Annotated in this window: 10 protein-coding genes; 2 read left to right on the top strand and 8 right to left on the bottom strand. The window is 62.6% G+C overall.

Annotated elements, in window-relative coordinates:
- Positions 1-5: 5 nt before the first annotated feature.
- The 5 genes from FGKAn22_RS04425 to FGKAn22_RS04405 form a co-directional block, all read right to left on the bottom strand.
- Positions 6-1,085 (bottom strand): ATP-binding protein, encoded by a 1,080-nt coding sequence (locus FGKAn22_RS04425; RefSeq protein WP_212786773.1) that lies wholly within the window; start codon positions 1,083-1,085, stop codon positions 6-8.
- Positions 1,046-2,041 (bottom strand): GGDEF domain-containing protein, encoded by a 996-nt coding sequence (locus FGKAn22_RS04420; RefSeq protein ID WP_212786772.1) that lies wholly within the window; start codon positions 2,039-2,041, stop codon positions 1,046-1,048. The genes FGKAn22_RS04425 and FGKAn22_RS04420 overlap by 40 nt, the downstream gene beginning before the upstream one ends.
- Before the next feature lie 147 nt (positions 2,042-2,188).
- Complete coding sequence (gene lspA, locus FGKAn22_RS04415; protein WP_212786771.1) at positions 2,189-2,659, bottom strand: signal peptidase II; 471 nt, start codon at positions 2,657-2,659, stop codon at positions 2,189-2,191.
- Positions 2,652-5,507: an isoleucine--tRNA ligase gene (gene ileS / locus FGKAn22_RS04410; protein WP_212786770.1), complete on the bottom strand. Its 2,856-nt coding sequence runs from the start codon at positions 5,505-5,507 to the stop codon at positions 2,652-2,654. Before ileS ends, lspA begins: the two co-directional genes overlap by 8 nt.
- On the bottom strand, positions 5,500-6,426 hold the full coding sequence (locus FGKAn22_RS04405; protein ID WP_212786769.1) for a bifunctional riboflavin kinase/FAD synthetase: 927 nt from the start codon (positions 6,424-6,426) through the stop codon (positions 5,500-5,502). Before FGKAn22_RS04405 ends, ileS begins: the two co-directional genes overlap by 8 nt.
- 62 nt (positions 6,427-6,488) lie before the next feature.
- On the opposite strand from FGKAn22_RS04405, the gene FGKAn22_RS04400 reads away from it, so the two are divergent.
- Together FGKAn22_RS04400 and FGKAn22_RS04395 are read left to right on the top strand one after the other, a co-directional pair.
- Positions 6,489-6,869: a bacteriohemerythrin gene (locus tag FGKAn22_RS04400; RefSeq protein WP_212786768.1), complete on the top strand. Its 381-nt coding sequence runs from the start codon at positions 6,489-6,491 to the stop codon at positions 6,867-6,869.
- 79 nt (positions 6,870-6,948) lie between these two features.
- A complete protein-coding gene (locus tag FGKAn22_RS04395; protein ID WP_212786767.1) occupies positions 6,949-7,116 on the top strand; it encodes a hypothetical protein in 168 nt (55 codons plus the stop codon).
- A gap of 37 nt (positions 7,117-7,153) precedes the next feature.
- Here FGKAn22_RS04395 and tldD read toward each other — a convergent pair whose 3' ends face one another.
- From tldD to FGKAn22_RS04380, 3 genes are read right to left on the bottom strand one after another with little or no spacing between them, the layout of a single operon-like run.
- The gene (tldD, locus tag FGKAn22_RS04390) at positions 7,154-8,608 is read right to left on the bottom strand and encodes a metalloprotease TldD (RefSeq protein WP_425513851.1); all 1,455 of its coding nucleotides are present in this window, start codon (positions 8,606-8,608) and stop codon (positions 7,154-7,156) included.
- Between the two features lie 10 nt (positions 8,609-8,618).
- Positions 8,619-9,473 carry a carbon-nitrogen hydrolase family protein gene (locus FGKAn22_RS04385; protein ID WP_212786765.1) on the bottom strand — a complete coding sequence of 285 codons (855 nt, stop codon included), beginning with the start codon at positions 9,471-9,473 and terminating at the stop codon, positions 8,619-8,621.
- An 8-nt stretch (positions 9,474-9,481) separates the two neighbouring features.
- Entirely contained in the window at positions 9,482-13,303 is a 3,822-nt protein-coding gene (locus FGKAn22_RS04380) for a YhdP family protein (RefSeq protein WP_212786764.1), read from the bottom strand.
- Positions 13,304-13,384: the final 81 nt, after the last annotated feature.

Raw genomic sequence — 13,384 nt, 5'->3', positions numbered from 1 at the left:
TTAAGTTATTTACCGACTACCGAAACACAGATCGACTGGTCATCCGAAACGCGCCCCATGATATTCCCCAGCGTGTAGGCAATCAACTGGGGATGCTGGTTGAACAGCCCGACGAAATTCCCTGTATCCCAGTTGCGCCGGATACCGTCGCTCGCGGTCACAACCACGCTCCGCTGTCCGAGCGTGGCCCGGAACGGCGAGGTCGCCCGATGCTCCCGCCCCAGAATGCCGGGGGCAAAAGAGACATACTGCATCTCGTCCTTTTCGAAGATGCGGGCATGCATATCCCCCACGCCTAGCAGCTGCAGGTCGCGCCGAGCCGTGTCGATCTCGCATACCGCGGCCACTGCGCCGCGCGTAGGGACCAGCTGACGGTCCACTCCGGCCAGAATCGCCTCGAGTCCCTCCGGATGGTCGACATGCGAGGCCAGATTGGCGGTGGCACTCTGCGCTTCCGCGCCATGCCCCAAGCCGTCGAGATGCAGCCAGCGCAACCGGCCATCCTTCTTCTGCAGATAGATGCGATCACCGTTATGGCGTGTGTCGGACAGCGAGCGGGAGAACATACCGATGTCGTTGCCCAGCACCCCGCTCTTGTCGGCGGCAAGATGAAAACGGGCGAGAAAGACGGTCCCGCTCCACTTGGTCACCGGCCCGGAGCCGTTATGCTGCGAGTAGAAATAGGATTCGTCGCTCAGGCGGCGGATGGCACCCAGCCCCTTGCCGAAAGTGTTCGCGGTGGAAAAGCCATCTTGCTCGGCCTGTGCGATATCGGCGATGCCGGGACCGTAATCCAGCGAAAGGATGTCCAGCACCGGGCCGGGCTGCTGCCACACCTGGATCATGCCGCGCCCATTGGCATGCTTGATGTTATTGGTCGCCAGCTCGGCAGCGACCAACAGAATGTCCTCGCGCCTCAGGTCGGAAATGCCCAAGCGTTTGGCGATCGCAAATATCTTGGAACGCAGCAGCACCAGCGTGCTCTCGTCCTGGGTGGGGCCGCTGTGCAGCAGCTTGCAATCCAAGGCGCTGTCGATTATCCGGGTCATGCGCAACACCCCATTTCCGGGCAGGGCGCCCGGCATGTCCCGTTCGCCTGCGAGGTGCAAGGCTCGACCACAGTCCGCCCGCGCCCCCGTCGCTTCGCCTCGTACAGCGCGTTGTCTGCGCGGCGGATGAAGTCGTCGATCGACAGATCATCGCTGGTATCCTTGTTGATAGTAGCGACCCCGACACTCACCTTGCCCTCCATCATTCCCAGCACCTGTTTCGCCTTGTCGCAGGCATGCGGGTAATCGGCGAAGATCACCACGGCGAACTCGTCGCCGCCGAACCTGAAGGCGAAATCCACGTCTTCGCGAATCACCTTGCGCAGCACATTGGCCATCTTGGCCAGATGCTCGTCGCCGACCTGGTGACCGAACTGGTCGTTGATTTCCTTGAAATGGTCGAGATCGAAGAACAGCAGAGAGACCGGTGCGCTTTTCTGCCGCATGGTGTGCAGGAATACCTGCTTGAGCCGTGCATCGAAAGCGCGGCGGTTGTACAGGCCGGTCAACGCATCGGTTTCGGCCTGACGCATGATCTCCATCAGTTCGCTCTGCCGCCGTTTCAGGGACCGCTGCAGGATTTCAAGTTCCCTTTCCGCATTGGCTCGCGTCTCGTCGAAATGCCGCATCATGTCGATGTTGCGTTGCAACAGTATCTCGGGATCGACCATGGCGACGGAATTCGCCAGAAAAGTGCGCAATTCGGTGACCAATTCCGGGCTGGGCAGTTTGGCCAAGGTCACGATCCTGGTCTGTTCACCCTTGCCCCATTGCACGATCAGTTGCCTCTCCCGCAATGCCAGACTGACCGTCATCGGGCGGCCGACCGCCGCCCCGGCATGGCGCAATCTTTCCAGCAGGTGAAGCAAAGCGACAGCGGCGGCGAACGCGTTCCCCTCGAGTTTGTGTACGCTTTTCAGCACAAACTCGATGAAGTTCTGCAAATCCGGCTCGATTGCCAGGTTTTGCTTCAGAATCTCTTCCGCTTCCACCAGAAATCCCCCGCCAATGCCACAAGTCATTGAAGCGTGGATTGAAACACAAATTGCAGGCCCTGCCTATCGCGCAAAATGCATATATATTTTTTATATCCTTTTTAACAAAAGGATATGATTCGATTGAGAATCAAACAGATGACATCAGTCGCCGCTATGGCGGGCAGAGCGCAGACTGTCCAGGATCAACAGCCCGGCGCCTATGGTGATCGCCGAGTCGGCGACATTGAAGGCGGGAAAGTAGTGCTCGTCCCAATGGAACGCCAGGAAATCCACCACGTGGCCGTAGGCGATGCGGTCGATCAGGTTGCCCAGCGCGCCGCCGAGAATCAGGCTCAGCGCCAGCGCAAACAGCATCTGGGCCGAATGTTTGCGCAGCAGCACCACGATCCAGGCCGAGGCAACGACGGCGATGCCACCGAACAGCCAGCGCTGAATTCCGCCCGCGTCGTGCAGGAAGTTGAACGCCGCACCGGTGTTGTGCGCCAGCACCAGGTCGAACACGCCGAGGACGTAGAGGCTTTCGCCGAGGACGAAGTGGTGGGTGATCCACAGCTTGCTCAGCTGGTCGAGCACGATCACCAGCGCCGCGACAGCCAGCCAGCGGCTAAGCATGACTGCGCGCCTCGCCGCTGCCGAACAGATTGCTCACGCAACGTCCGCACAGCGCGGGATGCGCGGCATCCGCGGCGACGTCTTCCCGGTAGTGCCAGCAACGCTCGCATTTGTCGTGCAGGCTGGCGGAAACGTCGATGTGCTGTTCGGCTTCGCTCTCCGCATGATGAACCGTGGCGCGCGAGGTGATGAATACGAAGCGCAGGTCGTTACCCAGGCGCGCCAGCACGTCATAATCCTCGCCGAACGCATACACATCCACCTCGGCGGCCAGCGCGGAACCGATCATTCCCGCCGCCCGCGCCTCCTCCAGCTGCTTGTTGACCTTCGCGCGCCAAGCCTCAACCTTCAGCCATGCAGCGATCGCTTCGGCATCCAGTTCCGCATCGGGCAACGCATGCCATTCGCCGATGAACACGCTCTCGTCGTCCTTGCCGGTCAACGCCGTCCATACTTCCTCGCCGGTGAAACTGAGGACCGGCGCCATCAGCCGAACCAGACTGTGGGTGATGTGATACAGCGCGTTCTGCGCCGAGCGGCGTGCCTTCGAATCCTCGCCCGCGGTATACAGGCGGTCTTTCAGGATATCGAGATAGAAGCCGCCCAGCTCTTCCGAGCAGAAGTTCTGCAGCTTCTGCGCAACCAGGTGGAACTCGTAGCGCCCGTAATCCGCCACGATCTCGTCCTGCAACTTACGTGTCAGCGCCAGCGCATAGCGGTCGATCTCCAGCCATTCGGATACCGGCATGGCATGTTTCGCGGTGTCGAAATCGGCGGTGTTCGCCAGCAGGAAACGCAGCGTGTTGCGGATACGCCGGTAGCTTTCCACCACGCGCTTGAGGATCTCGTCGGAGATGGTCAGCTCGCCGGAATAATCGGTGGAAGCCACCCACAGACGCAGGATATCGGCCCCCATGGTGTCGAAGATCTTCTGCGGCGCGATCACGTTGCCCTTGGACTTGGACATCTTGTGCCCCTGCCCGTCCACCACGAAACCGTGCGTGAGCAGCGCCTCGTAAGGGGCGCGGCCGTTGATGGCGCAGCCGGTCAGCAGGGACGACTGGAACCAGCCGCGATGCTGGTCGGAACCTTCCAGGTAGAGGTCCGCGGGCGAACGCAGGTCTGCACGCCGCGCCAGCACCGCCGCATGCGTGCTGCCGGAATCGAACCACACGTCCAGCGTATCGGAGAGCTTGCGGTAATGCGCCGCATCCTCGCCCAGCAGGTCCACCGAGTTCAGGCTGAACCACGCCTCGATGCCGGACTGTTCGACCAGCTCGGCGACCTTTTCCAGCAATTCCGGCGTGCGCGGATGCAGCTGACTGGTCTCCTTGTGCACGAAGAACGGCATCGGCACGCCCCAGTTGCGCTGGCGCGACACGCACCAGTCTGGGCGATTGCGAATCATCGCCTCGAGGCGGGCACGGCCCCACGCGGGGAAGAACTTCGTGTGCTCGACTGCCTTGTTCGCGAGGTCGCGCAGACGCTGCCCATCCTGCGATGCGTGACGCCCCTCCCGCACCAGCTTCTCGACATCTGCATCCACCGGATAGGCGACGCTGTCCATGCCGATGAACCATTGCGGCGTGGAACGGAAGATGATCGGCGTCTTGTGACGCCAGCAGTGCGGATAGCTGTGCTTCAGCTTTTCCTGGTGCAGCAGATGTCCGCTCGCTTCCAGCGTATGCAGCACGATGTCGTTCGCCTTCCACACGAACACGCCCGCCAAGGCCGTATCGCCGACCGGCTGCGTGGTCGAGATGAATTTGCCGTCGTCGCCCACCGGATTGTCGTTAGGCAGGTTGTACTTCTGCCCCACGAAGTAGTCGTCCAGACCGTGCGCCGGCGCGGTGTGGACCAGGCCGGTACCCGCTTCCAGCGTGACGTGCTCGCCGCAGATGATGGGCACGATGCGGTCATAGAACGGGTGTTGCAGCGGCAGATGTTCCAGCGCCTTGCCCTTGCCGCTGCCAGCCACCTCGCCGGTCAGCTGGTAGCGCTGCAGACAGGACTCCATCAACTCCGCCACCAGCAACAGATAACCCTTTCCGGTCTTCACCAGACGGTATTCGTGCTCGGGGTGCACGCTCACCGCCTGGTTGGCTGGCAGCGTCCACGGCGTGGTGGTCCAGATCACCGCATAGACCTTCGCATCGCCCGGCAGCGACACGCCGAATGCCTTCTCCAGCGCATGCTTGTCCTTCACCTCGAAGCCGACGTCGATGGCGGGCGAGACCTTGTCCTCGTATTCCACTTCCGCTTCGGCCAGCGCGGACTGGCAATCCAGGCACCAGTTCACCGGCTTGCGCCCCTGGTACAGGTAGCCGCGCTCGTAGATGCTGCCGAGCGCACGCATGATGTCGGCCTCGGTCTTGAAGTCCATGGTCAGGTAGGGATTATCCCAGTCGCCCAGCACGCCGAGGCGGATGAAATCCTTCTTCTGGCGCTCGATCTGCTCCTTCGCATATTCGCGGCACAGCTCGCGGAACTTCGCCGGAGGGATCTCCTTGCCGTGCTTCTTTTCCACCTGCAGCTCGATCGGCAGGCCGTGGCAATCCCAGCCCGGCACGTAGGGCGCGTCGAAGCCGGCCAGCGTCTTCGATTTGATGATGATGTCCTTAAGGATCTTGTTCACCGCATGGCCGATATGGATGTCGCCGTTCGCATACGGCGGGCCGTCGTGCAGGATGAACTTCGGCTTGCCCAGCTTGGCCGCGCGTATCTTCTGGTAGCGCTGCTGTGCCTGCCATTGAGCCAGCATCTGCGGCTCACGCTTGGCGAGGTCGCCGCGCATCGGGAACGGGGTATCGGGCAGGTTGAGGGGGTACTTCTTCTTTTCGTCAGTCATGTTGTTCAAACCACTTTTTCGCATGCGCCACATCGAGCGCGATCTGTTTCGTCAAACTTTCAAGGTCGGGGTATTTCTCTTCGTCGCGCAGCTTCTGCAGAAATTCCACGCGCAGGTGTTTTCCATAGATCTGCTGCGCGAACTCGAACAGGTGCACTTCCAGCACCGGCTTCGCGTCCCGGGTCACCGTCGGGCGCACGCCGAGGCTCGCCGCCCCCTGCAGTACGCCCATCCCTTCGGCATGCACCTGCACCACGAAGATGCCGGACAACGGAGGACGGTTATGCTTCAGCTGGATGTTCGCTGTGGGGAAACCCAGCTTGCGCCCCATGCCGTCGCCATGCACCACGCGCCCGCTGATGCTGTAGGGCCGTCCCAGATAGCCTTGCGCCTCGCGCATCTGCCCCGCCGCCAGCGCCGCGCGGATCCCCGTGCTGGAGACGCGCACGCCGTCGTGCAGCACGCTGCGCACGGCCTGCACCTCGAAACCGCGCTGCGCGCCGATCTTCTCCATCAGCCCGAAATCGCCCGCACGCCCGCTGCCGAAGCGGAAGTCGTCGCCGATCAGCACGAACTTCGCATGCACCTTCTCGTGCAACGCCAGAATAAAATCCCCCGCGCCCATTTGCGCAAAACCCGCATCGAAGCGGCACACATGCACGCGATCGACGCCGATGGCTTCGAACAGTTCCAGCTTCTCGCGCAGACTGGTCAGCCGCGCCGGCGCCTGCTGCGGCGCAAAGAACTCGCGCGGATGCGGCTCGAAGATCACCGCCGCCGTCTGCAGACCGAGCCGAACCGCCGCCGAGCGCAACTCACTCAGCAATGCCCGATGGCCGAGATGCACCCCGTCGAAATTACCGATGGTGAGAGCGACAGGCTGTGTGCTTGGAGAATAAAGTCCGCGTAGAATCTGCATAACGGCGCGGATTATACCGCGAGACCGGCACGCGCCGCTCAACTGGACAGAGAAAGGAAACCATGACCAGCCAGCACGACATCGCCAACCTGTTCGACCACACCCGCTTCATCGAACTGCGCGAAGCGGTACTCGACCTGTTCGACCGGCAGGCGCCCGACGCGGACATAGCCGCGCAACTGGGCGAATTGCTGCAACACATACAGCAACAGTTCGCCAGGGAAGAACGGGCCATGGAAACCGCACAGTTTCCGCCCAGCGCAGCACACAAGCGTGATCACGACCGCGCGCTGGCGGATTTTTCGGAACGCATCGCGCAATGGCGGCAGGAGGGAGACATGGCGAACCTGCTGGACTACATCGAAGCCGGCCTCGCCGACTGGTTCGTCCGGCACGTCAACACGCGGGATTACATCACGGCGCGACATCTTGCGATGAAGTAGGCCGAACAGATTTTGGGTTGGCTGTCTAAATTAACGTGTCCTTGATTTAGAATCACCGGTACACAAGGAGATCAATATAATGAAATTCAAGCACGGAAAACTTCGCGATGAGCGCGACTCGACGCTCAGAATAAGCGCCAAGTCGAAAGAACCCAAACTGACTTGGAGGGAATCTCTTCCCTCGCTCGCACTTATCGCATTGATCGCACTGATCGTTCTGATTGCATTCTTGCTGCTGGCACGCTAGCAGCACACCTGACTTTGCGGCAGGAGGCAAGCAACGCCTATGCCGTACCACCCACGGTCAGTCCGTCGATGCGCACCGTCGGCTGGCCCACGCCCACTGGGACGCTCTGGCCCTCCTTGCCGCAGGTACCGACACCGGGATCGAGCGCAAGGTCGTTGCCTATCATGGAGATGCGAGTCAGCGCGTCGGGACCGTTGCCGATCAGCGTCGCGCCCTTCACCGGATGCGTGACCTTGCCGTCCTCGATCATATAGGCCTCGGTGGTGGAGAACACGAACTTGCCGCTGGTGATATCAACCTGGCCGCCGCCGAAATTCACCGCATACAGTCCGTGCTTGACCGAGGCGATGATCTCCTCGGGCGTCTTGTCGCCGTTCAGCATCATGGTGTTGGTCATGCGCGGCATCGGCAGGTGCGCGTAGGATTCGCGCCGCGCGTTGCCCGTGACCGGCACGCCCATCAGCCGCGCGTTCATGGTGTCCTGGAGATACCCCTTGAGGATGCCGTTCTCGATCAGCGTGGTGCATTGCGTCGGGTTGCCTTCATCGTCCATCTGCAACGAGCCGCGACGCGACGCGATGGTGCCGTCATCCACCACGGTGACGCCCGGTGCCGCGACGCGTTCGCCGACCCGCCCGGAGAACGCCGAACTGCCCTTGCGGTTGAAGTCGCCTTCGAGCCCGTGGCCGATGGCCTCGTGCAGCAGGATGCCCGGCCAGCCGTTGCCCAGCACCACGGTCATCTCGCCCGCCGGAGCGGGGGCGGCATCAAGGTTGACCACGGCCTGATGCACCGCTTTGGCAGCGTAGTCGCGCAGCATCCCGTCGTCGAAATAGGCGTAGTCGAAGCGCCCGCCGCCGCCGGCCGAACCCTGCTCGCGCCGGCCGTCACTCTCGACGATGACCTGCACCGACAGGCGCACCAGCGGGCGGATATCGGCGTTCAGCAGGCCGTCGTTGCGAGCCACCATCACCACTTCATATTCTCCGGCAAGGCTGGCCATCACCTGGGTGACGCGCGGATCGAGGTCGCGCGCATAACGTTCGACGCGCTCGAGCAATGCGACCTTGTCGGCGTCCTTCAGGCTGGCGATGGGGTCGTGCGGCAGGTAGATCGCACGCCGCGAACCGTGGTGCATGGCCGGAACGGATTGCGTGCCGCCTTGGCGCGCGATGGCACGCGTGGCCTTAGCCGCGCTCTCCAGCGCGTTCAGACTGATATCGTCGGAGTAGGCGAAGGCGGTCTTGTCGCCGCTCACCGCGCGCACACCCACCCCCTGGTCGATGTGGAAACTTCCGGACTTGACGATGCCTTCTTCCAGCGCCCAGCTCTCGGCGCGGCTGTACTGGAAATACAGGTCGGCATAGTCGAGGCGGTGAGCCATCATGCTGGCGAACACCTGCTCGATATGGCGCGACTCGATGGAATATGGCAGCAGCAGCGATCGCTGGGCCGTGGCGAAGAGTGTGTCGAACTGCTTTGATTTGCTCAAGGTATTCATCCTAGCAACCGTAGATGATGCGATGCGACAGCGCGGGCAGGCTGTTGCGCAGGCTGGTCTGGTATGACGGGTTGATGTCGGCGATCACCACGCCGGAACCGCGCGGAAGCCGGTCCAGCACCCTGCCCCAGGGATCGACGACCATGCTGTTACCGTGCGTCTCGCGGCCGTTGACGTGATAACCGCCCTGCGCAGCGGCGACAACATAAGCGAGATTCTCCACGGCACGGGCGCGCACCAGCACTTCCCAGTGCATCTTGCCCGTGGTCTCGGTGAATGCGGAGGGCAGCACGATGATGTCCACGCCCTTCATCGCTCGGAACAGCTCGGGAAAGCGCAGGTCGTAGCAGATTGCCAGGCCGATGCGTCCGAACGGGCTGTCGATCACCACCACCTGGTTGCCCGGCTCGATGGTTTTGGCCTCGTTATAGCTCTCGTTGCCCAGCTCCAGGTTGAACAGGTGGATCTTGTCATAGCGCGCCACCTGCTCGCCCTGTTCGTCGAACACCAGGCAACTGTTCAGCACCTTTTCCGGCGCATTGCCCGCCAGCGGGATGGACCCGCCAACCAGCCATATCTTGTGCCGGCGCGCGGTCTCGCTGAGGAAAGCATGGACGTTCCCCTCTCCCGGCTGCTCGCGCACCGCTACTTTGTCCTGCTCGTTCATGCCCATGATGGCGAAGAATTCCGGCAGCACCACCAGGCGCGCGCCCTGCTCGACGGCCTTGGCGATGAGGCGGCGCGCCTCGGCCAGGTTACCCTCGACATTGGGGCCGGAGGCCATCTGCACGGCGGCGACCTTGAATGCGTTGGCCTGCGCGGCGATCCTTTGTTGCGTGGAATTACCTTGGGACATGATGACCTTTACTGTGGCTTGCTTTCTTTTGGCTTGACCGGAACCTCACCCACTTTGACCACCTTGGGGTCGCTCCAGGTTCCGCTGACATTGTATTCAAACGACACCAACTTATCGAGCGGCTCGCCCAGCACCTTGTTCATCAGCAGGGCGCCGACGCCCACCGCCGGACCCGCCGCAAACGCACCCAGCAGCGACACGCTGTCCCCCACCGCGGGCAGGATGCGCACCCGCAGGTCCTGGGTCTCGCGATTCATGTCCACGCGGCCCTTCATGGTCACCTTCGCAGCCGAACCGTCGAGGCGCAGATCCTGAGTGTCGAGCACGCCGTTGCTGACCTGGGCGTTACCCTTGATGCTGTCGAACTGGAAACCGTCGCTGAACACATCGTTGAAATCCAGCGTGATGCGCTTGGGCAGGGCTTGCAGACTGAGGATGCCGAGCAGCTTGCCGATGCCGGGGTCCATCTTGAGGAACTGCCCCTTGCCGGTATCCAGGTTGAGCGTGCCGCTCAGCGTGGCATAGTGAAACTCATCCGGCGCGCCGGCCCACGACAGGTTCGCAGCCAGCCTGCCGCTTCCGCCCTTGACGGTGTTGGGATAGCCGGAGCGCGCCAGTATCTTCCCGGCATCGCTGATATCCAGCAGCAGGTTGACGCTGGTCCTCGCGTTCGCCTCGCTGCCGTGCCAGACGCCATCGCCGCTGAGCGAACCGTCCGGGTTGGTGATGCGCAGCCGGCGCAGGCGCCAGTCATTGCCCTCAGGATGGCCGACCAGTTCGAAGCGGCCGATCTGCTTGCCTTTCACTTGCAGGTTCTCGATGCCGACCTGCAGCGCGGGCAGATTGTCGGGCGAGATGGGCATCGATTTCTCCGGAGCGGTTTGCACGCTACGGTCCCCGTTCCATGTCAGGTTCTGCAGGCGTGCCGTCAACTTGCCTTCGCCGCGCGACTGCCATTCCACTTCGCCGTTCACCTCGTCGCTGATCAGCCTCGCGACGATGCCGTCGCCACGCCTGTCGGCGGCGATGCGCAGATCATCGATATTCATCCCGAAACCGCTCGCCTTGTCGACGACCAGGTCAGCCCCTGCGATCGGGAGGCCGTCTGTCGTATCGCCAGCCGCACCGAGCAGTCCGCCCCAGCCTTCCAGCGACAGCACCGGCAACCGTCCCAGCAGCCAGACGCCATCCTGATCCGGCCAACGGCCCTGTCCCCCGAAGTTGACTGCGCCACGCTTGACCACCATCTCCCCGTTCTCGTCGCGCCGCGCCAGCCGGACATTGAGCAGCTTGCCGAGCTGTACGGTGAGGACATCCTGGCCGTCGGTGACATTGTTCTTTTCCATGCGCAGCGGCATCGGCTCAAAGGCGCGCTTGGCAAAGGGCTGCGGCAAAGTGGAGTTGATGCCCACCAGGCTGGAATTGATCTGCATCTGGGCCGATTTCTTCGCCACCACGATATTGGCATCCCAGGCCGCCCCGCCACGCAGGTAATTCAACAGCGGATGCGGTTCACGGGTGCGCAAGGCATCGAGATTGACGCGTCCTTGCGCACTGGCATGCACCACGCCACCTTCCGCCGTCCGCACGTCGATGGTTGCATTGCCGCCCAGTATCTCCGCCGATACGCCCTCAGACTTCATCCCCGCCTCGGTGAACGACAGCGCGCCGCGCGCCTTGCGCAGCCACGGCACGCCCTTGCCCAGGTCGATATCGTTATCCTGTACACGTACCGTACCGGCCACCTGCACCGGCTTGTCGCTCAGCAGAGGGATGCGCGTGAACAGATTGAGATGGCCATTGCCGCTGGCGTGCATACCGTCGGTAAAGCCGGAGATGTAGCCGCGCACAGGGCTCTGCTGAATGAACCGCAGGAAAGTTTCGCTAGTCGCGTCCGCCTCGCCCCGGATTTCCAGCGGCAGGTCCTTGCTCATCAGATCCGGCATGGCGACGGTGAGGTTATGCAGGCGCGCGCCCAGCATGGTCGCGGAGTCGGATTTCACTTCCAGCTTGTTACCGCGTATCCAGAATTCGCCGTCGATGTTGTCGACCTTCGGCCAACGCTTGTCGAACTCCAGCACCACGCCGCTCGCATGTCCACCGATCTCCAGCAGCGCATCTTCGGTCCCGTGCAGCGGAAAATCGCTCAGGTTGCCCTTGACGCGCACGCGAAAATCATCGGTATGCCCCGCCAGCAAGGCGCCGTTCAGCCAGTCGTTGTCTTTTCGGTCCAGCGCCACCAGCGGCGTGTAACGCGCCGCACGGCGCACATCGCCGCGAGTCAGGGCCACGGTCAGGTCGAGCATGCCCAGCGTCCCGGCTTGCGTCCGATAGCTGCCGTACAGGTTGCCCGCCAGGTCGTCATTGGTGACCGCGACGTTGTCGACGGTGACCAGGAGCTCGTCGTGCTTGCGCTGCCAGCCCGCCTGCCCGGTCAGGGTGGTGAACAACAGCGGCTCGCGCAGGGCTTCCGGCGCATCCACCACCAACTGACGCGAGTTGATGTGCAACCTGCCGCTGGTCTCGCTGCCATTAACGTCCATCGACAGCCCGGAGAATCCCGGCATCCGCCCAACCTGACGCAGCGCAAGCCTGTCGAAACTGCCCTTGATCCGGTAGCTGTCCGGCTTTTCCAATGCCCCCTGCCATTGCGCATCAAGACCGCTCACCTGTCCCCTCGGCGCATAGGCCTCCAGGCGGGCGCGCAAGCTTGCATCCAGCGGCAGGAAGTTGGACAACGCCGCCAGAGTTTCCAGCTGCAACAGGTTGGCGCGCAGCTCGCCGCTTGCGGGGCGTTCCCCGTTCGCGCGTGCGGTACGGAAATAGAAATCGGTCGGCTGGAGTTCGATGCCGTTGTATAGCCGCATCGCCAGACGCCGGGTGGATACCTCCAGCTCATCCGCCGCATACTTCCACGCGGCGCGGCCGCGCAGCTTCAGCACAACCATCTCAGGCACGTCTTCGGCCAGCCGGGTGACCACGCCGTGCAGATCCAGATCGGCAGTGACCTTCGCCACCTTGCCGCCCTCTATACCCAGCCAACCTCGCAACGCGCCGCGCCCGCGGCTGAACTCGCCGGGCAAGTCCAGCCAGGGCCGCCAGGCGGTGACGTCGGTGTAGTCGAGCTGCGTAAACAACTGGCCGCGCCACGCCGCCAGGTCATCGAAGCTCTCCCCATGAAAATCGCCGCGCACATCCAGCGGGGTCGCCAATTCCGCGGGCGGCAAGGCACGCAAGGCGAAGCGGTGCCGGTCGAACAAACCGTTCTCGATATGCAACTCGACGTGACGCAACACCAGAGGCGGCGCATCGCGCTGTTCGTCCACCCAGACGATGAGCGCATCGCGCACCACCATGTACGACTGGTGCAGCAGCCAGTCAGACAGGTCGTTATTGCTCCCCTGCTGTGACAGCGCAACGCCGCCGATGAACAGTTTCCCCTGAGCATCGCGCCGAACCAGCAGTTCCGGCCGGTCTACCTCCAGACTCGCCAGGCGCAGTTCGGCGGTGAGCAAGGACATCCACGACACGCTGCTATCGATACGCGACAACACCAGGGCCGGCTGACGCTGCTCGTCCAGAATATGCACATCGGTGAAACTCAGACGCGGACGCAGCCCCTGCCAGTCGGCGGTGATCTTGCCGATGACCACCGGATTGCCGATGGCCTGCGACAGGGATAGCGTGATCTTGTCGTGATGCTGTTCGATATCCGGCAGCACCCAGTAGCGCAGCACGACGATGGACATCGCGATCAGCACGGCCAGCGCCGCCGCTGAGACGATGGCCAGCCGCGTCAGCCAGTTCAGGCTGTGCCAGAGTAATCGCACTGGAAGAGAGTTCAACATCGATAGTGTGCCGCGCAACCGCGCCTGAATCTGTGACTGGGACTTATAATCGGGAAACCTCGC

The sequence above is a fragment of the Ferrigenium kumadai genome (assembly GCF_018324385.1).
Lineage (GTDB): Bacteria > Pseudomonadota > Gammaproteobacteria > Burkholderiales > Gallionellaceae > Gallionella > Gallionella kumadai.
The sequence above is the reverse complement of the archived record's forward strand: the minus strand, read 5'-3'. Positions and strand labels throughout refer to the sequence as shown.

Excerpts from the sequence above, each read along its gene's own strand:
- FGKAn22_RS04425 (WP_212786773.1), bottom strand. The coding sequence starts at position 1,085 with ATGCCGGGCGCCCTGCCCGGAAATGGGGTGTTGCGCATGACCCGGATA.
- lspA (WP_212786771.1), bottom strand. The coding sequence starts at position 2,659 with ATGCTTAGCCGCTGGCTGGCTGTCGCGGCGCTGGTGATCGTGCTCGAC.
- ileS (WP_212786770.1), bottom strand. The coding sequence starts at position 5,507 with ATGACTGACGAAAAGAAGAAGTACCCCCTCAACCTGCCCGATACCCCG.
- FGKAn22_RS04405 (WP_212786769.1), bottom strand. The coding sequence starts at position 6,426 with ATGCAGATTCTACGCGGACTTTATTCTCCAAGCACACAGCCTGTCGCT.
- FGKAn22_RS04400 (WP_212786768.1), top strand. The coding sequence starts at position 6,489 with ATGACCAGCCAGCACGACATCGCCAACCTGTTCGACCACACCCGCTTC.
- FGKAn22_RS04395 (WP_212786767.1), top strand. The coding sequence starts at position 6,949 with ATGAAATTCAAGCACGGAAAACTTCGCGATGAGCGCGACTCGACGCTC.
- FGKAn22_RS04385 (WP_212786765.1), bottom strand. The coding sequence starts at position 9,473 with ATGTCCCAAGGTAATTCCACGCAACAAAGGATCGCCGCGCAGGCCAAC.